General features: G+C 66.3%; 20 protein-coding genes and 1 pseudogene. 8 read left to right on the top strand and 13 right to left on the bottom strand.

What is annotated here, in order from left to right; translation table 11 throughout:
- Window positions 1-173: 173 nt before the first annotated feature.
- Window positions 174-455: a DUF4190 domain-containing protein gene (locus HGB39_RS15490; RefSeq protein WP_005572626.1), complete on the bottom strand. Its 282-nt coding sequence runs from the start codon at window positions 453-455 to the stop codon at window positions 174-176.
- Between the two features lie 139 nt (window positions 456-594).
- Window positions 595-861, bottom strand: coding sequence for a sigma factor (locus tag HGB39_RS15485; RefSeq protein ID WP_005572625.1), 267 nt, complete (start codon window positions 859-861; stop codon window positions 595-597).
- 187 nt (window positions 862-1,048) lie between these two features.
- On the opposite strand from HGB39_RS15485, the pseudogene HGB39_RS38670 reads away from it, so the two are divergent.
- The 4 genes and pseudogenes from HGB39_RS38670 to HGB39_RS15470 all read left to right on the top strand — a co-directional run.
- Window positions 1,049-1,348 (top strand): annotated as a pseudogene (locus HGB39_RS38670) (VOC family protein); the annotation flags it as partial.
- 707 nt (window positions 1,349-2,055) lie between these two features.
- Window positions 2,056-2,433: a hypothetical protein gene (locus tag HGB39_RS15480; protein ID WP_005572623.1), complete on the top strand. Its 378-nt coding sequence runs from the start codon at window positions 2,056-2,058 to the stop codon at window positions 2,431-2,433.
- Between the two features lie 13 nt (window positions 2,434-2,446).
- Entirely contained in the window at window positions 2,447-2,986 is a 540-nt protein-coding gene (locus HGB39_RS15475; protein ID WP_005572622.1) for a hypothetical protein, read from the top strand.
- 346 nt (window positions 2,987-3,332) lie between these two features.
- Window positions 3,333-4,007: a response regulator transcription factor gene (locus tag HGB39_RS15470; protein WP_043793331.1), complete on the top strand. Its 675-nt coding sequence runs from the start codon at window positions 3,333-3,335 to the stop codon at window positions 4,005-4,007.
- Here the strand turns inward: HGB39_RS15470 and HGB39_RS15465 are convergent.
- The 4 genes from HGB39_RS15465 to HGB39_RS15450 all read right to left on the bottom strand — a co-directional run bounded on the left by HGB39_RS15465 (window position 3,983) and on the right by HGB39_RS15450 (window position 11,685).
- Window positions 3,983-5,401, bottom strand: a complete 1,419-nt coding sequence (locus HGB39_RS15465) for a sensor histidine kinase (RefSeq protein ID WP_005572620.1) — start codon at window positions 5,399-5,401, stop codon at window positions 3,983-3,985. The genes HGB39_RS15470 and HGB39_RS15465 overlap by 25 nt on opposite strands.
- A 37-nt stretch (window positions 5,402-5,438) precedes the next feature.
- Complete coding sequence (locus tag HGB39_RS15460) at window positions 5,439-9,863, bottom strand: non-ribosomal peptide synthetase (protein ID WP_005572619.1); 4,425 nt, start codon at window positions 9,861-9,863, stop codon at window positions 5,439-5,441.
- Entirely contained in the window at window positions 9,860-10,507 is a 648-nt protein-coding gene (locus tag HGB39_RS15455) for a HemK2/MTQ2 family protein methyltransferase (RefSeq protein ID WP_043793328.1), read from the bottom strand. The genes HGB39_RS15460 and HGB39_RS15455 overlap by 4 nt, the downstream gene beginning before the upstream one ends.
- A 287-nt stretch (window positions 10,508-10,794) precedes the next feature.
- Window positions 10,795-11,685: a phosphatase PAP2 family protein gene (locus tag HGB39_RS15450; RefSeq protein ID WP_064080973.1), complete on the bottom strand. Its 891-nt coding sequence runs from the start codon at window positions 11,683-11,685 to the stop codon at window positions 10,795-10,797.
- A 715-nt stretch (window positions 11,686-12,400) separates the two neighbouring features.
- Here HGB39_RS15450 and HGB39_RS15445 point away from each other — a divergent pair.
- On the top strand, window positions 12,401-12,658 hold the full coding sequence (locus tag HGB39_RS15445; protein WP_005568077.1) for a DUF7218 family protein: 258 nt from the start codon (window positions 12,401-12,403) through the stop codon (window positions 12,656-12,658).
- A gap of 54 nt (window positions 12,659-12,712) precedes the next feature.
- Here the strand turns inward: HGB39_RS15445 and HGB39_RS15440 are convergent, their stop codons facing one another.
- The gene (locus HGB39_RS15440; protein WP_005568076.1) at window positions 12,713-12,847 is read right to left on the bottom strand and encodes a tryptophan-rich sensory protein; all 135 of its coding nucleotides are present in this window, start codon (window positions 12,845-12,847) and stop codon (window positions 12,713-12,715) included.
- Window positions 12,848-13,067: 220 nt separating this feature from the next.
- Between HGB39_RS15440 and HGB39_RS38160 the strand changes: the two genes are divergently transcribed.
- Both HGB39_RS38160 and HGB39_RS38155 read left to right on the top strand, forming a co-directional pair.
- A complete protein-coding gene (locus tag HGB39_RS38160; protein ID WP_052023996.1) occupies window positions 13,068-13,631 on the top strand; it encodes a hypothetical protein in 564 nt (187 codons plus the stop codon).
- On the top strand, window positions 13,619-13,975 hold the full coding sequence (locus HGB39_RS38155; RefSeq protein WP_155756137.1) for a hypothetical protein: 357 nt from the start codon (window positions 13,619-13,621) through the stop codon (window positions 13,973-13,975). Before HGB39_RS38160 ends, HGB39_RS38155 begins: the two co-directional genes overlap by 13 nt.
- 438 nt (window positions 13,976-14,413) lie before the next feature.
- On the opposite strand, the gene HGB39_RS15430 is transcribed toward HGB39_RS38155, so the two are convergent.
- The 6 genes from HGB39_RS15430 to HGB39_RS15405 form a co-directional block, all read right to left on the bottom strand.
- Window positions 14,414-16,477, bottom strand: a complete 2,064-nt coding sequence (locus HGB39_RS15430) for a 3-hydroxyacyl-CoA dehydrogenase NAD-binding domain-containing protein (protein WP_064080974.1) — start codon at window positions 16,475-16,477, stop codon at window positions 14,414-14,416.
- A 17-nt stretch (window positions 16,478-16,494) separates the two neighbouring features.
- Entirely contained in the window at window positions 16,495-17,637 is a 1,143-nt protein-coding gene (locus HGB39_RS15425; protein WP_037202900.1) for an acyl-CoA dehydrogenase family protein, read from the bottom strand.
- A gap of 74 nt (window positions 17,638-17,711) precedes the next feature.
- Entirely contained in the window at window positions 17,712-18,854 is a 1,143-nt protein-coding gene (locus HGB39_RS15420) for an ABC transporter substrate-binding protein (RefSeq protein WP_005568072.1), read from the bottom strand.
- 31 nt (window positions 18,855-18,885) lie between these two features.
- Window positions 18,886-20,661, bottom strand: coding sequence for an ABC transporter permease (locus HGB39_RS15415; RefSeq protein ID WP_247607426.1), 1,776 nt, complete (start codon window positions 20,659-20,661; stop codon window positions 18,886-18,888).
- The gene (locus HGB39_RS15410) at window positions 20,658-21,788 is read right to left on the bottom strand and encodes an ABC transporter ATP-binding protein (RefSeq protein ID WP_005568070.1); all 1,131 of its coding nucleotides are present in this window, start codon (window positions 21,786-21,788) and stop codon (window positions 20,658-20,660) included. The genes HGB39_RS15415 and HGB39_RS15410 overlap by 4 nt, the downstream gene beginning before the upstream one ends.
- A 43-nt stretch (window positions 21,789-21,831) precedes the next feature.
- Window positions 21,832-23,220 carry an MmgE/PrpD family protein gene (locus HGB39_RS15405; RefSeq protein ID WP_005568069.1) on the bottom strand — a complete coding sequence of 463 codons (1,389 nt, stop codon included), beginning with the start codon at window positions 23,218-23,220 and terminating at the stop codon, window positions 21,832-21,834.
- Between the two features lie 226 nt (window positions 23,221-23,446).
- Between HGB39_RS15405 and HGB39_RS15400 the strand changes: the two genes are divergently transcribed.
- Entirely contained in the window at window positions 23,447-24,154 is a 708-nt protein-coding gene (locus HGB39_RS15400) for a GntR family transcriptional regulator (protein WP_007297032.1), read from the top strand.
- Window positions 24,155-24,171: the final 17 nt, after the last annotated feature.

Here is a 24,171-nt window from a genome sequence, read left to right as displayed (position 1 = left end):
CTCACATTGAGAAGCCTGCTTCGCTGCAGGCAACAGCACCTGAGCTGCGGAGGCACCGGGGCATGCGTACCGCGAACCTTCGTCGATTCGCGACCGAACGCGAAACCGGTGCGGCACCGTCGCTCATCCGGGTCAACCGGTGCAGGACACCCTGGGGCATCCGTACCGGGATGTCAGGGTTGCGGCACCTCGACAGTGCTGGGGAGTTTGTCGCGCATCTTGTCCACCTGCTGCTCGATCCTCTCGACCGCCGAGTCGTTGTTCAGGACGGTGACCACGCCGGCGGCGAATGCGATCGAGATGACGATCGCCAACCCGCTCAGCACCAGCCCGGCGATCGCCACGCCCTTGCCGGTGATCCCCCACCCGCGGGCCGCCCGCAGACCGAGGACACCGAGGATCAACCCGATGATGCCCAGCACCAATCCGACCGGGGACAGGATCGCGATCAGCACACACGAACGCGGCAGTCCCGACGGCCGGTTGCCGGCGCGAGGTGTGCCGCCGCGGGCGGCGGCGTCCTCTGTCTGGTCGGGATAAGTGGTGACGCGATCGGGGCCTCCATCGCCAGCGCCGGGTGACAGCAGGTGAAGATCAGCCGGAGCCAGTCGTCGTCGATGGCGCCGGGAGACTCGGGTCATCGTCGTACACCATCTGAGCCTCCTTGTGCTTGTCGTCGCGCTTGTTCTCGCGCCGGATCCGGTCGATGGCCTTGTGGTTGGCGGTGGTGGTCAGCCAGGCGCCGGGGTTGGGCGGTACGCCGTCGGGCGGCCACCGCTCGACGGCGGTCGTGAACGCCTCGGCTGCTGCCTCCTCGGCGATGTCGAGGTTACCGAATCGCCTGGTCAGGGCGGCGGCCACCCGGGCCCACTCCTCGTGGTGGACGTGGGTGATCGCCTCGCGGGCGTTGATCGCGGTTCCTCACCTTGGCGCCGCCCCCTTGTGGGCGGCCTCACCCCTACTACGAACACCACCGCCCCGATCCGACACCACCTCCCGTTTTTCTTCCGAGAACTTTTCGCTACGCCGGTTGTCAGCGATCCGACACGGCATCCGCTACTCCCGCAGCGAGATCGCCATGCTGCGGCCACCGGACGGCGGCGCCAGTGTGGAGCTGACGAACTTCGTCCACGACGAGCACCAGCCCGGATCGCCTGAAGGCTATGTCCACCGAACTAGGAATGCGCAACGTGGCGCTCGAGGTGGACGACCTCCAGGCGGCCTCCACCGAGTCGCCGCGGACGGCAACGGCCTGGTCGGCGGGATCGGTCAGTACGAGGACATCTGGTGGATGGCCTACGTGCGCGGACCCGAAGGGATCATCGTGTCGACAGCCGAGCGAATAGGCCGACGCCACCGTCAACCGCAAGACCCGTCTGCTCATGCGGGTGCTTACCGAGGCGGCCTCCGGACTGCCGGTTCTCCCTTGGCAGGCGTCCCGAATGCCGAACATTGACCGGCATCGTCCCGGAAAGGGGCATTCACCCGGCATCGGTCTGAGCTGGCGGATCGCCATTTGACCCGTCCGGTGAAGATCGCCGGCTGGTGCGTTGAACGGTGCGCTGAGGTCGGTTGCCTCTCGGCCGACGAGTCTCGGAATCCGCTGGCAACTCGCGGATTGCGTGCGCAGCTCATCGAATCCATCAGTTACCAGTGAATTCTGCGCGAGCCCCAAAGTCCACTGCCCAACGCGATGACCACCTGAGATTGGTCAATATGTTGATCTGTAATCCGTGCACGGTCTCGGCGGATTAGGTGTCGATCCCGACGTTGTCAGTGTCAGTGCTGGCAGACGATTACCGTCGCGGCTGACCGCTTACCGAGCTACGGCACGGTGGTGTCGGCGGCGGGGTCCGCCGGTCGGTGGCGCAAGTCGACGTCAGGCACTGCTTTCAGCATTTCTTCAGCGGCCAGCGCGAACCATGGCGGTCATGTCGGTCGGGTATCGGGGAGCATTTCCCTCGCGAGACGGTCGCGGCCCGTGGCGTGCTCTGCCAGCTTGTTCTCAGCCGACAGCCAGGGCGCTGCCGAGACACCGAAAGTAGGTTGACCACTATGGCGAAAAAGATCGTCCAGTTCGGCATTCCGCTTCTGCTTTCTGCCGGCCTGCTTGCAGGATGCAGCTCCAACGACAGTGGCACCGGGTCGTCGCCGAGTCCGACGACGTCGGTGGTTGCGTCTTCCACCATGACCCCAGGCGGCGGTGCCGCGGGAGTGGCTCAGGTCGACCCGAACACGGCGAGCCAGAGTCAGATTCAGGCGGCGTTCGAGGCAGCTGGCGTCAGCAACGCGGGTAAGTGGGCGAAGGAGGTCACGGAGTACGGCCCCTATAGTCCCGACACGATGTCCGACACCCTGGCGACGGAATTGGGCAAATACGGAATCGATCAACAGACGCTGGACACGATTTTGAGTGTTCTGGCCCCACAGTAGGAGATGAGCGGGCATGGACGATGAGGTGGTTGCCCCGGACCGCGGCGACGCACGTCCAGCACGGCTTGTCGCGCGGTTTCAGGCGGCACTGCTCGCGCTGTCTGTGCTTTCATGCGCATTCGTCGCGGTTGAGCTGGCATCGTTGCGGCACTGGAAGAGTTCCGAGCAGATCGTGCCGTGGATTGTGCTGGGTGTGCTTGTCTGCTCGGCGTTGATCGTCGTGTTCAACCGTTCACGGATCGCCATCGTGCAGGCCCGGATCATCGCTCTGTGCGCCGCTCCGGCGGCTCTGTTCGGGGTGTATGAGCACGTGAGCGCGAACCTCGACACCGGGGTCCTCAACCACAAGTACGCATGGGCGGAGCTGCCTGGCTGGGAACATCTGTGGCTGGCATCGACCGGCGCTGTCGGTGGTACCCCGGCAACCGCGCCGCTGGTGCTTGCGCTGGCGGGGGTACTGCTGGGTTTGGCGACTGTCGGGATGGCACCGGACACAGCCCGGGACGACTTCGCCCAGGACACGGGGGTCGATGTAGCCCGGGTGCGGACATGAGCAGACCGGTGCGACGGCGCTGGAAGACCAGGTGATGGTGGTGCCCCAGGGTCGATTGAAGTGCGCACGGTACGGGGGTCCTCCGCATTTACGCCGTCGATGAACTGTCGATCACCAAGGCGCACCAGGCTCCCTTGCGACTCCGAGGCGCCCACCGCAACACCGGCAATCTTGGAGGCCTCCGACACTCCGACCTTCGCACGAGAGCGTCCATCCTTCCGGTGCTGGTCCGGAAATTTGCAGGTGCAGCACCTTCGACCGGTCCGGGTCCGGTAGGGCGGTAACCGCGCTGCCGGTCGTACCGTTGGGGTCCACTGATTACGGAATGTTGTTGGAGGAGGCGACGGTGCGGGTGTTGTTGGTCGAGGACGAAACGCGCCTGGCTGAGACGGTGCGGCGCGGCTTGACGGCTGACGGATGCACCGTGCAGGTCGAGCACGATGGTGTGGCCGGGTTGGCGGCCGCGGTTAGTGGCGGCTTCGATGTGGTGGTTCTCGACATCATGTTGCCCGGCAAACACGGGTACGACGTGGTCCGGGAGATGCGGCAGCAGCAGGTGTGGACGCCGGTGCTGATGCTCTCGGCCAAGGACGGCGAATACGACCTCGCCGATGCGTTCGACCTCGGTGCCGACGACTATCTGGTCAAACCGTTCTCGTTCGTGGTGCTGGTGGCCCGCTTGCGGGCGCTGGTGCGACGTGGGGCTCCGCCGCGGCCCCCGGTTCTCAGTGCTGCGGGGCTCGAGTTGGACCCGGCCATGCGGCGGGTCACCCGCGGAGGCACCCGCCTCCAGCTCACGCCCCGCGAGTACAGCGTGCTCGAATACCTGATGCGCCACGCCGGTGCGGTCGTCACCAAACACGATATTCTGCAATCTGTTTGGGATGTCAATTACGAGGGCGACGACAACATCGTGGAGGTCTACATCGGCTACCTTCGACGCAAAATCGACGCCCCGTTCGGCACGACGAGCATCGACACCGTCCGCGGCGTGGGCTATTCGATGCCGTCGGAGACATAGGGGTCGTCGCCGATCGGGAGCGTGACCACGAAGTGCGCACCCTCATCTTCATGATCGCGGATATCGATCGACCCGTGATGTGCGGCAACGATCTCGGCGGCGATGGCGAGACCGAGTCCGGAACCACCGAATTCGCGGGTTCGGGGAGTGTCGAGGCGGACGAATCGCTCGAAGATCCGGGCCCGGTCCGCCGGAGCGATGCCCGGCCCGTCGTCGGTCACGTCGATGACGGCGTTCCCCTCGCACCTGCGGCAGGCAAGGGTGATTCGGGTGTGTGCGTGGCGGACGGCGTTGTCGACGAGATTGCGGACCAGCCGGGCCAACTGCTGCGGATCCCCGGCCACCCGGACAGGGTCGACGGTGGCTGAGACCGCTATGCCGGGAAGGCCCCGGAGGCGGGCGCGTTCGGCGAGGATCAGATCGTCGATATCGACGTCGACGCGCAGGTGGGTCAGTGAGTCTTCGTCGGCACGCGCGAGCAGGAGAAGATCTTCGACCAACGCATGCATTCGTCGGGCTTCGGGAAGCAACGACTCGTCGACCAGGGCCATGTCGATCAATTCGGGACGGGATTGTGCGAGTTCGAGTGCGGCGGTGATGGTCGCCAGCGGGCTGCGCAGTTCGTGCGAGGCGTCGCTGACGAAACGCCGCTGGGCCAGATGCCCGGCCTCGAGCCGGGCGAGCATGCTGTTCATGGTGACCGCGAGATCGGCAATTTCGTCCCGGGCCGCCGGCACGGGAACCCGCTCGTCGAGTTGATCGGTCGATATCGCCGCCACACGGGCGCGGATCCTCTCCACCGGGCGCAGGGCCGCGCCGATGAGCCGGTACGTGGCGACGGCGACGAAGCCGAGGACGACCGGCGCACCGATCGCGAGCAGCGCCGCGACAGTGGCCAGGACACCTTCAACCGGTTCGCGGTCGGCACCGGTGACCACGGTGACCGGCCCGTTGAGGGACATGGTGCCGTGGGCGGCCACCCAGTAGTCGCGTTCGTGCCCGAAGTGGAGGTTTCCGAGGTAGGCGGACTCGCCGGGTGGCAGCGGGGCGGCGAGGACCGGTGACGACGGAATCCCGGCCGAGGTGGCGAGCACGTTTCCGGCGCTGTCGAGGATTTGGACGGCCCCGATCTGGCCGTCGGTGGCGAGTAGCGATGCGTCGAGTTCCTGCGGCGGCTGAGTGCGCAATTGCTCGGTGATCTGGTGGGACCGTGAGTCTGCGGCGGCTCGGGCGGAGTGTTCGAGATTGCGGTACAGCACGAACAGGAGTGCCCCGCCGGCGAGGAGCAGGCACACCGTGACGGCGAGGACCGCGGCCGCGGTGGATCGCACCCGCACATTCCAGTTTCCGGGGTTCAGGCTGCGGCGGTCCATGGTGTTCAGTCTGACCGACACCGCATCCGCCGCCCCGGTGTCGGTGCGGTGCCCAACCTCATGCGACGGCCTCGGCGAGGATGGCGCGCAGCACGGGGAGGAATCCGGCGACGGTGTCGCGGTCGAACAGATCGGCCGAATACACCAGTTCACAGTCGATGCCGGCCGGGTCACCATCGGCATTGTGGTGGTCGGTGAAGTGGAAGTGCAGATCGCATTTGGCGATATCCAGCGGTTGCGGTGCGATCTCGAACTCCAGTCCGTCGGAGTCGAGGGTGACGGCGGTGAAGTTGTTCAGGGACAACGCGACCTGGAAGAACGGGTGCAGCGACGGTGATCGGGGCGGGTCGAGCACGTCGACGAGATGCTCGAATTGGACGTCGGCGTGCGCGAACGCATTCAGCTCGGTGTCGCGGGACTGGTCGAGAAGGTCGGCAAGGGATGTGTCTGGGTCGACCGTCGAGCCGAGAACGAGAGTGTTGACGAACATGCCGACGACGTCATCGAGGTCGGGATGGGTCCGGCCGGCTGTCGGTGTGCCGATCGCGATCGTGCGCTGGGAGGACAGGCGTGCGAGGAGCAGTACCAGCGCTGAATGCAGCACGGTGAACATGGTCGCCCGCCGCGCGTGGGCGACATGCAACAGTGCTCGGTGCGTTTGTTCGTCGATCGCAAAGCTCAGCCGGCCGGCCGCATACGTCCACCGTTGTGGACGGGGTCGGTCCGCCGGCAGCGTCAGTTCCCCGGGCAACCCTGCCAGTTCGGCTCTCCAGAACTCGATCTGACGAGCCGTGAGGCTGCCGGGATCAGCGTCGTCGCCGAGAAGGTCGTGCCGCCAGAGACTGTAGTGCGGGTACTGCGCCGGCAGCGGCGCCCACCTCGGCGCGGTGCCCGCAGCACGGGACGCATACGCGGTCAACAGGTCGCGGGCGAGGACTGCCAGCGACCACCCGTCCGCGGAGATGTGGTGGATCACGCACGCGAGCAGGTGCTCCTCGGGCCCGCTGGCGAACAGTGTGGCCCGCAACGGCGGTTCGGTACGAACGTCGAAGCCACGGTGCAGCAGCCAACGGATGTGTTGCGCAAGTTCGGATGCGGTGACGTGTACCGGGGTGAGGTCGGGGACGGCGTCGGTGACCTCGAGGAACCGCTGGCAGGGGCCGTCCGCCGAATCGGGATACACCGTGCGCAGGGGGTGATGCCGGTCGAGCACGTCGGTGGTGGCATCGCGCAGCGCCTCGATGTCGAGGACACCGCGGATCGTGACGGTGAACGGGAGGTTGTACAGGGCTGGGCGGGTGGCGGTGCGGTCGAGGAATTGCTGCGCTGGGGCCAGTGGGACCCTTTGGGGCAGCGGTTGTGTTGCGAACGCGCGCAGCGAGGAGAGTTCACCGGACTCCGGGTGTTCCTCGGCGAGAAGCTGGGCGAGGGCGGCGACGGTGGGGAACTCGAACAGATCGCGCACCCCCAACTGGGCGCCGAAATCGGCGTTGAGTGCCGCGATCACCCGGGTGGCGGAGAGCGAATCCCCACCGAGGTCGAAGAAGGACGATTCCGCGTCCACGACGTCGGTGCACAGTACCCGGGTGAGCACGCCAGCCACCGCGTGTTCATCGGGTGTGCGCGGCGGCCGCGCCGCGGGAACGACGGAGCCGAACTCGGGGGCCGGCAGGGCAGCCCGGTCGAGCTTCTTCGTCGGCGTCAGCGGAACGTCGTCCAAGACGGTGATCACCACGGGCACCATGTAGTCCGGCAGCAGCTGGGCTACCGCTGCCCGCAGCATCGCCGGAGTCACCTCCGACGACGTCCGCAACAGCACATACGACACCAGCAGCGCATCCCCCGCCCTGTTATGGACCACGGTCGTCGCGAACTCCACATCCGGGTGGCCACGCAGGGCGGTGTCGATCTCGCTGAGTTCGATCCGGAACCCGCGGACTTTGACCTGGTCGTCGCTGCGGCCAACGTACTCGAGTGTCGCCTCGGGTGTCCATCGGACCAGGTCGCCCGTGCGGAACAGGCGCGAGCCGGGTTTGCCGAACGGATTGGCGACGAACCGGCCGGCGGTCATCCCCCCTCGGTGCGCGTAACCGCGGGCCAACCCGGGGGTGCCGAGATACAGTTCGCCGACCGCGCCGGAGGGAAGCGGCCGCAGGCGCCGGTCCAGCACCACCGCGTCGACGCCGCGCATCAGTGCACCGATCGTCACCGGCCGATCCGGGGCCATCGGGGAGCTGAGTGTGACACTGCACGTGGTTTCGGTCGGGCCGTAAGCATTGCGCATCGTCCGGTGGTGCGCCCAGCGCGTCACCAGTTCCGGTGGGCACGCCTCACCGCCGACCAGGACGAGTTCCACGTCGTCGAGGCCGTCAGGATTCACCGTCGCCAGCGCCGACGGAGTCGACAGCACATGGGTGACGTGTTCGTCGCGCAGGAGATCGGCCAGTTCCTGGCCGCCAACCACATCCGGTGGGGTCACCACCAAGGTGGCGCCGGCCAGGGCGGCGGCGAGGACTTCGACCAGAGCCGTGTCGAAGCTCGGGGAAGCGAAATGCAGGACCCGTGAGGTGGCGGAGAGCGCGTAGTTGTCGCGGATCTCCTGCGCGAGATTGGCCAGGCCGTCGTGGGTGACGACAACACCCTTGGGTGCGCCGGTCGACCCGGACGTGTAGATCACATACGCGGCATTTTCCCGACGCACCGGGCGCACCGGGCGCGGTGGCGGCACGTCGAGCGTATCGAGGTCGACGGTGAGCCATCGCACTATTGCCGGCAGCTGGCCCCGAGTGTCGGAGGAGGTCAGGCCGACAACAGGTGTGCAGTCGTCGAGCATGTACTGGATGCGTGCACGCGGATACGTCGGGTCGACGGGGACATAGGCTCCGCCAGCGGCGGCGACCGCCCACACGGCGACCACCGATTCGTAAGAACGGGGTACGGCAACCGCCACGAGATCTTCCGGACCGATGCCGGCGCCCAGCAGCCTGCCGGCCAACGCGGTCGAATGACGGTCGAGATCCCGGTAGGAGAAGGATCGTCCGCGGTCGCGGACCGCGATTCGCTCACCGGATGCACCGGTAGCGGCGGCGAGTAACTGTGTGAGGGTTGCCGGTTCGACATCGGCCGGGCCGCGCGCCGGTGTCAGGACCTCGCGTTCCCCGGGCAGAAACAACTCCAGGTCGGCGACGGCGCAGTCCTCTCCGATGACGGTCACGAATGTCTGCAGGAAATGGGTAAACCGGCGGTGGTGGCTGCTCAGTTCCCTCTCGCCGTAGAGGGCGGGGTTGGCTTCGAAGTCGATCCGCGGCATCAGATCCGTGGAGCCCGGGTAGATGTTCACCGCCAGATCCGCGGTCGGACCGGTCGTGAGAACGTGCACGCGACCGGTGACCGCACCGAGGCTGATGTCCGGTTCGAACAGCATCAAATTCAGCACGGGGCCGAACGAGGCGAGCTCACCAGTGGCCGTGCCGCGCTCACGACCGATGTCTTCACGCCGATACCGCTGGTGGCGCAACGCCGCGATCAGTGCCGCCCGGGCGATTCCGATCGCTTCCTCGACGGTCGTGGCCCCGATCCCCGGCAGTGCCAAGGGCACCACATTCGAGACCGAGCCCGCCGCCGCCCGCAACGATCCGGTGGTGCGGGCCGTCACCGGAAGAGACACCATGACGTCGTCGACGTCAGTCATCCGTGCCAAATAGACGGCGAACGCCGCCACGAGGACAGCGGTGCGATCGAGGACGGACCGGCCGCCCGGCATCGGCATGGAAGACACCGCCATGGGGTCGCCGGTGACCCGGACAGCCGGCCGAGGCGCAGCGCTCCGCCCGGCAAGACTGACCACCGGTGGCAGATCAGGGGCGAGCCCGGCCCAGTACTCACGATCGGCATCGAACCGCCCCGACGATCGATAGTCCCGATCCGCTCGGCTCAACTGCTCGGGCCCCACCACCCGGTGCGGACCCGGCTCGCCGCCGCCGAGAGCCGCGACGTACCACTGCGCGGTCCGTTGCATCAGCAGCATCGCCGCATATCCATCCAATGCGAGGTGGTGGGCACGCGCATACCAGAACACACGATCGTCACCGACCCGCAGAACACGCGAGAAGACCAGCGAGTCATCGCCCATCGCGAGTGGGACCGTGCAGTCACGTCGCATCCACTCCCGCGCGAACTCGGCCGGGTCGCGTTCGGCGCGGAAGTCCAAAACCAGGACTTGACCTGCCGATCGAATCCTCTCACGTTGATACGGGTGTCCGTCGACGTCGACCAGCACGACCTCCGCGCCCAGTTCGTCCATCGCCCGCGTGTGCGCCTCGCACAGCTTCTCCACCTCAATGGGCCCGCTCAGATCCACGTACTGGGCGATGACGTAGGGCACCTCGGGGGTCAGCTGCTGCGCAAGCCAGATCGCCTGCTGCGCCGCGGTCAGTGGCACCAACCGGCCGGACGACTTGGAATGCGTCAGCTGGGTGCTCATTTGACCGCCCGGAACACGACAAGCTCCTCGGTGCACTGCTGTGGCCCGATCAAACCGCGATCAACGAGAAGATCCCGCCGTGCTTGCAGCACCGGACCGAACGGGACGCGGACACGGCGTGCTTCCTCAACGTGTAAGCCGCTTTCCCCCAGCATCACTCGCGTCTTCTCCGTGCCGCTCAGCGTCGATTGCACGAGAATCAACCGGCCCCCCTCGTCAAGGAGATCCGGGGCATCGCCGCAAATACGGTCCAACAACGCCCGCCCCTCGTGCCCGGCGTCCCAACACCGCGCACGACCCCTCGCCGGCAGCCCATCGTGCTCGGCAGGAACATAAGGTGGGTTCGCTACGATCAAGTCGAACCGCCGGTGACGTACTCGCGACACCAGATCACCGCGAACAACCCGCACACTGTGCCCGCGAACCGCCGCATTGAGCCAGGTACTGACCAACGCCCGACGCGAAACGTCGACCGCGGTCACGCTGCGCGCACCGGACCGAGTCGCCCACACGCTGACCACCCCAGCACCCGCACACAAATCCAGAATCCGCGTACCCGCGTCCACCTGCTCGTCGCCGAGCGAATCCACAAGAAGCCGCGAATCATGCTGAGGCCGATACACACCCGGAAAACGAAAGATCACCAACGCCCCCCCTTCCTCCCAGCCTCCCGTCAGCGCAGCGATCCAACTCTGATCGCAGTGCGCGTTCAGCGCTCACAGCTCGGATCACCATGCCGAAGCAATGTCGTGCATGGCGCGCGGGACGAAACCGCTGTCGCTGTTCGGTTGTTGATGTCACTTTGCCAGATCGTCACACATGCAAGCTGAAAGAACGCTGAAAGTGCGTCCACCGCACATGGGCGCAGACCGCCGGGTATGAGCTCGCCAGGTTCTGGCCACGTCCGGCAACGCGAACCCCAGTGCCACATTCATCCTGCGCGTCCCGCCGTCGTCTTGTTGGTGTGGTCAGGGTGCGCGGCGTTCTCATTCGGGGTCGTCGACTGCCAGCCGTGGGTGCGGGTGCGGTCCATCCAGGCCGTGTAGAGCGCACCGCCGATCACCGCGGCGAGGCCGCCGAGGAGCACGCCGCCGATCACGTCGGTGAGCCAGTGCTCGCCGAGGTACAGGCGGGTTGCAGAGACCACGACCGTCACCGCCGCGGCCACAATCAGCAGCAGGGCTCGACGGATCCGCGGCAGTGTGTACCCGACCATGACGGCGACCGTGGTGAACAACGCCATCGCCCCGGTCGCATGACCGGACGGGAAGGAGTAGTCCGTCTCGAGCAGCACCTGCGTCACGATCGGTGGGCGAGTCCGCCCGACAACGTATTTCGTCATGGTGGAGGCCAGGGCCGCGCCGCCGACGGTCCCGATGAGGACCAGCGCGGGGATCGGTGAGCGGGTCCGGCGGGCCAGCACCGCCCCGAACACGACCGCGAGGACAATGGTGCCCGCCGGTCCGCCGGCATCGGTGACCGCGATAGCCGGGCCGGTCACCGAGTTCGACCTGTGCTCGGCGAACCAGCCCAGGACCGCCGGGTCTGCAATAATCAACCAGGCCCCTACTCTGACCTGGTAGGCCAGCGCGATCAGCGCCGCCGCCAATCCGGCACATTGCAGACCGACCAGCGCAGATCCGGTCGCACGCCGCTCACCTGACCAACTCCGCCACATCGACGCTCCGAGGAACATCGCCAGACCCCCGACCAGGACGGCCAGGACGAGCGTCGCGGCACCGTTCTGTTGTAGTTCGGCAACCGCGTCGTGGGCCCGCCCGACCAGGTTCGTATGGACCGGGACTTGTCCTGCATCTCTCACGGCCGCAGTATCGGCGCCGGTAGCTGAGGAGCCGCTGAGAACGCGACCGCGATCACACCCGATGCCGCTGAACAGGAATTTCCACCCCCGACCTGTCTCGATGCGGCGACTCGCGCGGTAGCCTGAATTACCGACGGGTCTTCCAGTCTCCATCGCCAATCCCCAACAGAGTCTCGACGAGCCGAGACGCCGCGGCGTCCAGCGGACTGCGGAGGCCTTGGTGCCGGGCCCGCCAACGCAGACATCGATGATCAACCGCTGATGTCCATCGCAGGACTCCTGTAGCTCAACGCAGCCGGAACAAGAACGGCCATGATTGAACCCAGTTCTTTGCCAGTCGGGGAAATCCACCTCCGACGGGATAGAGGTGGTGCGGCACGGGTTCGAACACAAAGAGTAGATCGACCGCACTCCCGTCGTCACATGGCGTGGCGAATCGCCCGTTCGGAAGTCCGCGGCCGAGGTTGCGGCGCGCTTGCCGACCCGGTCCTGGCCACGGAATGACTAGTGCGGCAGGAGCCGCCCGATTCCGTCTCATGTCCGTGTCTCACCTGGCGGGTGGGGGCCATCGGAATAAGACGGGGCTGACCGAGGTGCCTCCCTGTTCGTTCGCGCCGGGCTGGTTGCAGACACCCTGATGTGTTCGCCGCGGGCGTATCTCCACCGAATGCGGGTACTCGCCGGACGTCAGACGTTGCACGGGAGGAGTCGACTCATGGCCAGGTCGTCGATCAAAGACGAGAAGCAATACGAGGAATTACGGGACGACGGTGCATCGAAACAGAAAGCGGCCCGGATCGCCAACGCGTCCGCGAAGAAGGGACGCTCTACCGTCGGCCGTAAGGGAGGCAAGTCCGGATCATACGAGGACTGGACGGTTGACGAGCTGAAGAAGAGGGCCAAAGAGCTGGGGATGTCGGGGTACTCGTCCAAGCGCAAGGGTGAGCTGATCGACGAGCTGCGTCATCACTGATTTCCAGGCTCTATCGCGGAGCCTGTGCGCCCTGTGCAACTGCGGAAAACCCGATCAGCGGCTCCGATTGCGGTGCCAGATGCTGGCGGACAGAACCGTCGCGAAGACGCACCACAGCGGATAGGGGGCCAGAGCGGTTGCCGCGGTGCGGTCGACCTCGGCGGTGCGGCGGACCAGATCGGTGTGCAACCGCCGTCACCTCGGGAAGCGGAACCTGGGACAAGGGCTCCGGCCACCGCCGGCGCGTGGGTATGCCCAGGTAGGGCGACTCGGACCAGTACGCTCACGCGGGTCGAAGAGCGATCCTTGACCGGCACCTCGTTGCCGACGATCGGTGCGTTTGGCTCATCTCGACGCTCCATCCTCGGAAAGTCGGTGAGGACAGCAGTACCTCGTGCAAGCTGACAGAGTGACCGATCAGCACGAGAAGTGGCGTCCACCAACGCACCTGCCGGTGCTGGTGACGGATTCGTCGATCGAGGACGGCGAGACACCACCACCGGAAGTCGGGGTGATCGGCGAGTTTCCGCTGCTGTTCCAAGAGTTCCCCACCGATCCGGCCGATCCGTCGATCGTCACGCTCCGCGCCTCGGGCGAACCTCTGCACTCGGGCAAACCCACACGCCAGCAACCCGGAACCGGTGAGCAGTGGTGGGATTGGGCTGTGCTGTTGCGTGGTGCCGGCTGGACGGCCACCTGGTACACCCGCCGTCCGGTACTCGGTCAGGTCGAAGTCACGGGGCGACTGATCGGTGACCTCGCGTACGCCACCACCGGACGGATCCGCGGTCGGATCATCCGCGTCCAGGTGGCCGCCGACCGATACCACCGAGACCCCGATATCCCGCACTCCCCGTGGAAGCAGATGCCCGGGACCCGCCACTACCGCGAGGTCACCACCGCACCGCGTTTCTTCGCCGGTGTCACCCGAACCACCGAGACGGCAATTGCGAGGTGGGCGTGCTGGACCTGACCGACGTCCCACCGCCACCGCTGCGCCCCAGTGTGGTCCCCGGCGCCGTGTCGCACACGGCACCGACCTGTGGCTGGTCGACCGCGAGCTGCCCCCTGGTCGTCCGTCTCGACTCCCACCGCCACGTCACCGAGTACACACTTTCCGGGCAGATTTTCGACAACCCTCCGGCAGTCCGGACCCGGCGCGTGTGGGCGCATGCGGGAGGGTGCTGGGTCGGTGGCTGGGACGGGATCTACCACTGCAACCTGGACGGCACCGCGGCCAAGGTCAGCGATTCGCCGATCCGCGACGGCGCCACCCACGGCGAGGTCCTGCTCGCCCGTGGCGGTGCCGAGCCGTAATGCGGCCGAGCTGTTGCTGATCCGACCGGATCAGGATGCGGTATCGAGCAGTGCCAGCGGGTGGGGCGACATCGAGTCGATGAACACCATCGACGACGGGTTTCTGCTGCTGTTCCGCCAGCGTGACCCCAGCACCGGCACCCTGGGCGTGACCCGTCTGGTTCGGGTCGACCTGCACGGCATCGCGACCGTGGGGCCGCCGCTGAGCACAGCGGTGGACTCGTATCGGCCGTTTCTGGCCGGCACACCACCGGCCATCTTCGACGGCACCAATGCCTACCGTGTGCTCGACGAGCTCACCGTCGTCGACGCAGCTGCGCTGCCCAACCGGGTGCTGGACGGCGGGCAGGTCGGGGACATGGTGTGGATCGTCGGGCATCCCCCCGGACGGCACCGGTCTCGGACGGTGGTGGCCGCTCACCGGGCGACTCGTCGTTCTCAGGAACGCAGCAGGTCGAGCTCTCCCTTGGTGAAGCCGTGCCCGGTGCGGGCTGCCAGGGCGTCGAGTTCGTGTTCGAGGAAGCGGCGATCCTGCCGCCCGACCCAGTGGGTGATCCCGCCCTCGTGGGTGGGGAATCCGTATCCGAGGGTGAGCATCAGGTCGATGTCCGAGGGCCGGTCGGCGATCTTGTCCACGAGCAGCAGTGCCGCCTCGTTCGCCATCGTGACCAACGCGCGAGTGACGATGCCCTGAGAGGTGAACGCCGCTCGTGTGATGGCCTTGCGTTGCGAGGACTGCTCGATGAGGGCCTCGACCGTGCTGTCCGGGTGTGGGGTGCGCGATCCTGGCTCGTAGTGATACCAGCCGTCCCCGGTTTTCTGCCCGAATCGGCCCAGTTCACACAGCGCGTCGGCGACGTCCGGGTACCGTTCCCGAGGGTCGCGGGCACCCGCTTTGCTCTTGCGCATCCGCCAGGCGATGTCGAGACCCGACATGTCCGAGACCGCGAGGGGTCCCATGGCGAAACCGAATTCGGTGAGAGCCGCGTCGACCTGCTGTGGGAGTGCGCCCTCTTCCAGCATGAGTTCGCACTGTCGGCGGTAGGCGTTGTAGATCCGGTTGCCGATGAACCCGTCGCAGACACCGGCGAGGATCGGCATCTTCTCCAGTACCTTCGCGGCGGTCAGTGCCACATCCAGTGCTTCTGTCGAGGTCTTCTCGCCGCGAACGATTTCGAGCACGGCGGCCCGGTGGGCGGGGCTGAAGAAGTGCATCCCCAGCACCCGGGTGGGTCGGGCAACCGCAGCGGCGATCTCGTTGACGTCGAGGTACGAGGTGTTGGTCGCCAGCGGCACGTGCGGGCGCAGGACGGTCTCGAGCTGGCGCAGGACCGTTTGCTTGACCTCCAGGTCCTCGTAGACGGCCTCGACCACCAGGTCGGTTTCCTCGAGGTCGCGGATCGTTGTCCCGGCAGTCAGCAGGGAAAGATGGTGCTGAGCATCGGATTCGGTGAGTCGACCGCGAGTGACCATGCCCTGATAGGTGCGCTGCAGCCGTTCGGCCGCCGCAGCGGCCGCCTGGCGCTGCTGATCGACGAGGACCACCGGGACACCGGCCTCGACGAAGGCGCGGGCGATGCCCGCACCCATCGTCCCGGCGCCGACGACGCCGACCGACTTCAGTTCTCGCGGCAGAGCGGGCCGGTTGGCTTTCAGGGCGGCCCGGCGGGCGAAGAACAGGTGCCGCAGCGCAGACGATTCGGTGCCGTTCCGCAGCCTGTTGAACTCCGCGCGCTCATGTTGAAAGGCCCGGTCCGCCGGCGCGGAGCCACCCATGAGGATCGCGCCGACGGCGGCGACGGTTTGCGGCCGGGCCGCTCTGCGGAGCGCCGTGGTTGCCACCTGCTCGACCTCACCGGGATCGGCACCGCGAACGGGCAGATTCCGCAGGATGCGTTTGCCTCGCAGCGCACGGGCGAAGCGAATCGCCTGTGCGCGAAGGGAGCCCGTGACCACCTCGTCGATCAGTCCTTCGCGGTGAGCCTGCTCCACGGGCAGCCGCTCCCCCGAGGTGACCAGTTCGAGTGTGCGGGCCGGCCCGACCAGGCGCAGTGGCCGCTGGGTGCCGCCGGCGCCTGGGATCATGCCCAGCGTGATCTCGGGGAGCCCGACCACCCCACCGGCAAGTGCGATCCGGCCGTCGCATCCGAGCGCGAGTTCGAAGCCGCCCCCGAGTGTGGCGCCTGACAGCGCCGCGACGACCGGTTTGGCACTGGCCTCGATGGCGGCGATGACGGACGGCAGTTGCGGTTCGGGGACCGGGCCGCTGAACTCGCGCAGGTCGGATCCGGAGACGAAGTTGGCGCTCGCCCCGATCAGGACGATCGCGTCGACCTCGTCGTCGGCTTCGGCCACCTCGAGTCCGGACATCAGGCCCGCGCGTACCGCGGCGCTGCTGGCGTTGACCGGGGGGTTGTCGATGGTCAGAACCCCCACCCGGTCTTCGACGGTGTAGGTGACCGGGATGGTGCCGAGGGAAAGTGGGGACACCTGCTGTGTCATGGAGCGTGTCCTTCCGGTCATCGACGCTGGCTGAAGCGGCGGCCGAAGATCTCCTCGGCGATCCGGTTCTTCAGGATCTCTATGGAGCCGCCGGCGATCATCCAGCCGCGGGTCCGGCGCATGCAGTATTCGACCAGGGATTCGGTGCTGTAACCGAGTGCGCCCATGGCCTGCATGGCCTCGTTGGCGGCCTTGAAACCGGCTTCATTGGCGGCCAGCTTCGCCACCGAGGTCTCATAGGCGGACGGCAGCCCGGCGGCGGCGTTCCGCACGGCCCGATCGAGGAGCAACTCGGCCGAGTCGAGAGCGACCGCGACCTCGGCGAACTTCCACTGCAAACCCTGGAATTCGTTGAGGGTGCGGCCGAACTGGGTGCGTTCGCTGACATGGTCGCGGGCGAGGTTGAACGCGAGACGGCCGAGAGCGAGAGCGCGGGAGGCGTTGCCGATGCGCTCGACGTTGAATCCGCTCATCTGCTTCTTGAATCCGCCCGGCCCGAGCAGGACGTTCCCCTTCGGCACCCAGCAGTCGTCGAAGTACAGCTGTGCCCACTGCTCACCGCTCATGTACGTCGACGGGGTTCCGAGGGTCAGCCCCTTCGCGCCGCGTTCGACGAGGATGGAGCCGATGTTGCCGGTCCCGGGTCCGAATCGGACGTAGACCAGGAACAAGGTGGCATCGACGCTGTGAGTCCCCCAGATCTTGGTGCCGTTGATCCGGTACCCGTCGCCGTCCTCGGTGGCGCTGGTGGTCAACTCCGTCGCCGCCGACCCGGCCTCGGGCTCACTCATCCCGAGACCGATGAGGGTCCGGCCCGCGATCAGATCGGACAGGTACTTGGCCTTCTGCTCCGGTGTTCCGAACTCGGCGAAGGTGCGGATGGCACCGAAGTTGCCGGCCTGCAGAATGTCTGCGCTCTTCGGGCAGACCATCGCCACTTCCTGGATGACGGCGACCGCATCGGCCAGTCCGGCACCCTGGCCGCCGTCCTCGGCAGAAATGGTCAGCCCGAGCAGGCCCTGGGCGCCGAGGAGCTGGGCGATGTCCCAGGAGTAGTTCGGGTCGTGGGCGCGTGCGAGCGCCCCGTCGGCGAGATGTCGCTGGGCGAACGAACGCACCGAGTCGAGCAGGGCCTCACGTTCGGTCAGTACGGCGGTCATGATCACTCCTAAGTCAATACTCTATAGAGATAGTGGGTAGGGATAACGGCGGAAAAATCGTGCGGACTGTCTTGTCAGCCCATGTAGTTGAAGGCTTTCTTCCACATCTCTTCGTCACGGACCGCATACTGCGCGAACTGCTCCTCGGTGAAGAGGTGAAACTGCGGCGAGTTCGCCTGCGGCAGCTGGTATTCACCGGCCTTGACCGGCCCGATGTCGGTGCGGGCCGGGACGAATCCCTGTGCGGCGGCGAAGCTCTGGCCCGATTTCGACATGGTCCAGTTCATGAAGACCTTCGCGGCCGGGCTTTGCACACCTTTGGCGGTCATTCCCATCAGGTTCTCCGATCCGGAGACACCCTTGTCCGGGATGACCAGCTTGATCGGGGCGCCCGCGAGCTGGGCGGCGAAGGCGTTGTTGAAACTCAGTGAACCGATTGCGATCTCGCCGCGGGCGAGGGCGTCGACTTCGGTGGAGGTGGAGTCGAAGATGCGGGGGTTCTGCGCGCCCTGCGCCTTCAGGAAGTCTTCGCCGAGGGTCTCGATCTGGAAGTGCGCGAGGGCGTTCAAGGTGCCGCCGGTGGTCACCGACACAACGCCGAGCTTGCCGGAATAGCGCGGATCGGTCAGGTCCTCCCACTTGGTGGGCTGGTCGTCCTCGATCATCGCGGAGTTGTAGCCCATCGCGTTGACGAAGTAGTAGCAGTTCACGAAGGTGTCGCGGACACCGGTGTTCTGCTGGACCAGCAGGTCGTGGAACGGGGTCTGGTAGGGCACGAACACGTTCTGCTTCTCGAACTCGCGGGCGACCCGGGGGTCGGTGATGCGGATGATCTCGGCGGGCAGCTGGCCGGCTCCGTGTTCGGAGAGCGCGCGCTCGGCCAGCTTATTGGTGGGCAGGCGGGTCAGTTCGATCTTGATGCCGGTTTCCTGCATGAAGCGGGCCGCGGTGAGGTCCTCGGCTTCCTTGCCGGTACCCGAGTACAAGATGACAGTGTCGTTCTTGGCGGCGTCGTAGAGCTGCTTGTCGGCGACGAGTTCGCCGTCGATGCGCAGGCCGTCGGAGGTGTCGACGGCGGACGGCGGGAGGAGTTCGCGCGCCTGGTCGTCTTTTCCGCCGTCGGGTGAGCCGCAGCTGGTGACGGTCAGGACGGTCGCGGCGGCCAGGGCGGCCGCGGTGAGCCACCGGCGCACACCGGGGCGTGTGGTGCTGCGCATGGTGTTCCTTTCGGTGTTCGAGGGGGTTCGCTCAGGCACCGCCGGCTCCGTTCTTGGCGCCGAATCGGCGGGGCAGGTAGCTGAGGAGGAACATGATGGCGCAGTAGATCAGGGCCATCGCCGACGCTTCCTGCAGTGCGCCGCCGTTCTCGAACTGGTCGTAGATGGCGATCGAGAGGATGCGGGTGTCGGTGGTGTAGAGGAACAGCGGCACGGTCAGCTCGCGCATGCTCAGCATGAGCAGGATCAGGAAGGTCGAGGACACCGCGACGCGCAGCAGGGGGATGGTGACATAGCCGATGGCGCGGGTGCGGCGGGCGCCGAGGAGCACGGCGCTGTCCTCGAGGTCGCGGTCGGTGGCCTGGATGGCGGCGGCGATGCCGCGGAAGCCTTGGGGCATCTGCACCGCGACGAAGCCGATGATCAGCACCCACAGGGTGCCGTAGACCGGGATGGGCATGACGAGCCAGGTCCACAGCAACCCGATACCGAGCACGATCGCGGGGATTGCCAGGGGCACCATCGACAGCGCCTCGAGGAGGCCGCGTGCGTAGGAGCTGGTGCGGTAGACGGTGTAGCCGACCAGGAACGCGAGGATGGTGCCGCCGAGCGCGGCGAGCAGGGAGACGATCACGCTGTTGGTCGCCGCGGTGGTGAACACCTCGGAGGTGAACACGTGCGCGAAGGAGGTGATGTCGAGGGCGCCGGGCTCGGTCAGGCTGGCGAAGGACTGCATGTACGGGGAGCTGCGGATCGCCGAGAGGAACAGGGCAAGCAGCGGCAACACGATCGCGAGCAGGAAGTACACCAGGGCCACAGCGACGACGGGTGCCTTGAATCGTCCCAGCGGCAGGGTGCGGGCCTTGACGCCCTTGCCCGAGATGGTCGTGTAGGAGCGCTTGGCCAGGATGCGCCGCTGCACCATCGTGATGGTGACGACCGCGGCCACCAGCACGATGGCAATCACGGAGGCTTCGTTGCCGCGTGAGGGTGAGGTGTTCATCAGTCGGTAGATGAACGTCGGCAGGGTGTCGATCTGTCCGGGGGTGGCCAGGACCTGCGCGACCGGAAAGTTCTCCAGGATGAGGATGAACATCAGCAGGCCCGATCCCAGAATGGCAGGCAGGGCAAGGGGTGTGGTGACCGATCTGATGGTGTGCCAGGTGGATCCGCCGTGGACGCTGGAGGCGTCTTCGAGGTCGGGATTCATCAGGGACATCGAGCTGTGCATCAGCAGGAACGCGTAGGGCGCGTAGTACATCGCCATCACCATGACGACGCCGCCGATGGTGTACACGTTGACCGGGCTGCCCATACCGAGATCGCGGAAGGCGACGTTGATCAGGCCGGCGCCGGGGCTGCCGAGCAGCGACCAGGCCAGCGCGCCGACGTAGGACGGCAGAAACAGCGGCATGAGACCGATCAGAAAGATGAATCCCTTGCAGGGGACATTGGTCCGCGCGGTCACGAAGGCCAGGAATCCACCGATCGTCAAGGCCAGCAGAGTTGCCGAGAACGCAATGATGAGTGAGTTCAGCGTGGCGCCGAGAACGCCCGCTTCGGTGAGAACCCGGATGTTCTGCAGGGTCAGATCGAGGCCGATGCTGCCTGGTCTCGGTACCTCTTTGCTGAATGCCGCGAGGAGGACGAACCCGGCGGGGACCAGCACCAGGAAGGCGACCACCGCGAGGAGCGGCAGGCTTGCCACCTTTCCTCGCCGGCCGATGCGACGGGCGCGTCGCCGCGTGGGTGCCGGCGGCCGGGGTGTCATCGGTGGTGCAGGCTCGAGCACGCTGGTCGAACTCATGCCGCCACCGCCTGCGGGATGTCGCTGACCGGTGCCTCGTTCGGGAGGACCTTCACCCGGTCCGAGTCGATGGAGATGGACACACGGGCGCCGGGTGCGAAGGTCCCGACGGCGGGCGGTGCGCAGATGGCGTCGAGTGGCAGGCCGCTGTCGGTGCGCACCTTGCAGCGGATGGATGCGCCCTGGAACACCGCAACTTCGACGGTGCCGCTGAGGTAGTTGGTGTCGGCGTCGTGACCCACCCGGTCGGTCGGTTGTTCGAGCGTCACCGTGATGTCCTCGGGCCGGATGCACACGCTGGCAGCAGTGCGGGGAACCGGGTAGGTGCTTCGCAGGGTGATGTCGTGGTCGGTCAGCTCCAGTGAGCGAGGTGTTGACGAGGGGGCAATGGGGAAGATGTTGGTCACGCCGAGGAAGCCGGCGATCGATGCGCTCACGGGAGATCCGTAGATCTGCTCGGGGGTGCCGAGTTGGGTGATGCGGCCTTCCTGCATGATCGCGATCCGATCGGCCAGCGCGAGCGCCTCCTGCTGATCGTGTGTGACATACAGGCTGGTCAGGCCGCGTTCGGTTTGGATGCGGCGCAGTTCGACGCGGAGGTCGTCGCGAAGACGTGCATCGAGGTTGGACAGGGGTTCGTCGAGCAGGAGCACGCTGGGCGACATTGCCATCGAGCGCGCCAGCGCGACTCGTTGCATCTGTCCGCCCGAAAGCATGCTGGCTCCGCGTTCGGCGAGGTGCGCCAGGCCGACGATCTCGAGGACCTCGAGGGCTTGGCGGCGGCGGTCTGCCCGGGCGATGCCCTTCATCTTCAGCGGGAACGAGACGTTTTCGAGGACCGTCTTGTGGGGCCAGACCGCGTACGACTGGAAGACCATCCCGACGTTGCGTTTGAACACCGGGACGACTTTTCCGCTGGCGCCGTCGAATACGGTGCGGTCTCCGATGGAAATCCTTCCACCGGTAGGTGATTCGAGTCCGGCGATGCACCGCATGGTGCTCGTCTTTCCGCACCCGGACTGGCCGAGCAGGACCACTGATTCGCCGTCCGGAATGGTCAGATCGAGTCTCTTGATCGCGACGAAGTCGCCGTAGGCGAGTTCGAGATCTTGTACTACAACCTCCATGAGAGGTCCCTTCCTAGTGGAGCTGGTGGGTGGGCCGTGGCGTTTATCGGGGGTCGGCGTTGCGGACCGCGGAGTCGAGGAAATCGAGGAACTCGAGGGAGTCGAAGTTCCACGACGACTCGATCAGGTTCTTGGTGCCGTCGGCGCCGATGACGGGTTCGACCAGAGCACGGGCCTTGCCTTCGAGGTCGCTGTCGGACAGCGGGTTCGACGGTTCGCCGTAGGGCTGTTCGACGCGGTGCTGGTATCGGGTGCCGTCGTTCATGACGACGGTGACATCGGCCGGGCGGCCGGACTTCGGGTATGCCGCGTCGGCGGCGTCGTCGAGGACGACCTGCACCTTGTTCATCAGTGCCTGTACCGCGATGTTCGACCGAGTGTCTTCGCTGAAGTCGGTCAGGGTCACCCCGCCGCGGAGCAACGCGACGGCGACGGTGAACGGAAGGCTCAACTGTGCTTGGAGGATGGTGTCGAGCTGTCGTCCTGCGTGCCGGGTGGCGATGGCGAACGTGCCGACGGTGACCGATGCGATGTCGGCCGGGTCGATGGTGTGGGTTTTGACCAGGTGAAGGGCGGCGTCGATTGCCCCGTGCAGGTGACGGCAGCACGGGTACGGCTTGACGTAGGTCCCGAGCAGCACCCACTCCTCCCCCAGGCCGCCCAGGAGGATCCCAGGGTCCCAATCGGTGCCCTCGACTCCCGCGTAGGCGGCGAAGTATCCGTCTTTGCCTTCGAGGATCGTGGTCGGGCCCGTCAACCCTGCCTGCGCGAGATCCGCGCTGGTGATGCCGTCACGGGCAGCCTTGCCGGGATGGAATCGTTTGATCTCCGCCGACTGGCCGAGGAATTCGAACAATCCGCTCGCATGTGAGCCGGCGATACCGAGGGTGTTCGCCACTCCGGTGACGTCGAGCTCCAGAAGTACCGCAACTGCGGCCGCGGCCCCGAAGACACCCGCAATGGCGGTGTTGTGGAAATGCCGGTTCCGGGTAGCCGGGTGACCGGCGGCAGCGATCCGGCAGGACAGTTCCATCCCGATGGCTGCCGCGGTCAGCACACGATCCCCGCTGATCCCCTTCTCCTGGGCGACCGCGAACACCGCCGGGAAGATCGCCGAGGTGGGATGCATACTGCCTGGTGTGTACCCCTCATCGGTTTCGATGCCATGCCCGTTGGTGCCGTTGATCAGGGCCGCGCCCAACGCGGAGCTCCGGCCGTGACCGATGGCGGTCGCCGTGGTGCCGGGGTACATGCGGTGCACATGTTCGCCGACTGCCCCGGACACCGCACCCGGCGAACTGGCAACGACACCGGCAAGGTGATCGAGCAGCAGCCGCCTGACGTGGTGATCCATCCTTTCGGGCAGCGGGCGTTGCTGCTGGTCGACGATCCACTCGGCAATGTTCCAGGTCAGGCGATCAGAGGAGGTCATGGGGTCTCCATCAGTAGTTCCGGGCCGCGATCCGAGAAGCCCCGTGGAGGCTCCGATCACATCGGCGTGTCTGCGTGACTCAAGTTACATACTCTATAGAGTGTTGTCTACTATCGATAGAAAGCCACCTGAATGGGCGCCTTCCGGTTCGGGCTGATAGACACTATGGAGTACAGAAAATAGAGTGGTGGTTTCGCTGCTCGGTTTGCTCCCGAAAGGAGCCGTCATGACGTCGAGTGACATGGGAGCCGCTCCTCCGGTGAGCCGGACGGAATACGTCGCCGAGCGACTGAAGCAGGACGTCGCCTCCGGCGCGATCAAACCGGGCGAACTGATCAAGCAGACCGTACTGGCCAAGCGGTACGGCGTCAGCGCCACACCCGTGCGGGAGGCGATGCGACTACTCGCGGCCGACGGGGTTCTGAGCTATTCCCCACACAAGGGCGCCTCCGTACGGGAGATGACCCCGGACACCGCCCGCGACCTGTACCGGCTGCGGGCCGCCGCCGAACGTGAGGCCACCGTGATGGCGGTCGAACGGATGACACCGGCAGGGCTCGAGACCATCAGGGAAAAGCACGCCGCCCTCGACCGGGCGCAACGCGACGGCGCAGCAACCGCGGCCGACCTGTCCCTGATGAACCGGGCCTTCCACTTCGCCATCTACAGCCAGACCTCTCCCCTGGTCGTCCAGCACATCGAACTGCTGTGGTCGAGACTGACACCCAGCACCACTGTGTGGCGACACCCACCCGACGCCCACGAACTGGAAAAGGATCACGACCAGATCCTCGAGGCCATCGTGCGGAAAGACGCCCAGGCCGCTGGTGACTTCATGGCACAGCACATCCAGCGCGCCTACAAGATTCGGGAGAGCCAACCCGAACTGCGCGCGGCCGGATCGGACGAGCGCGAAGACTTCGGGAATGTCTGAGTTCGTCAGGCGCCGAA

The organism is Rhodococcus opacus, assembly GCF_012396235.1.
Classification (GTDB): Bacteria; Actinomycetota; Actinomycetes; order Mycobacteriales; family Mycobacteriaceae; genus Rhodococcus_F; species Rhodococcus_F opacus.
Note: the sequence above shows the minus strand (reverse complement) of the source record. Positions and strands in the feature narration are given on the sequence as shown.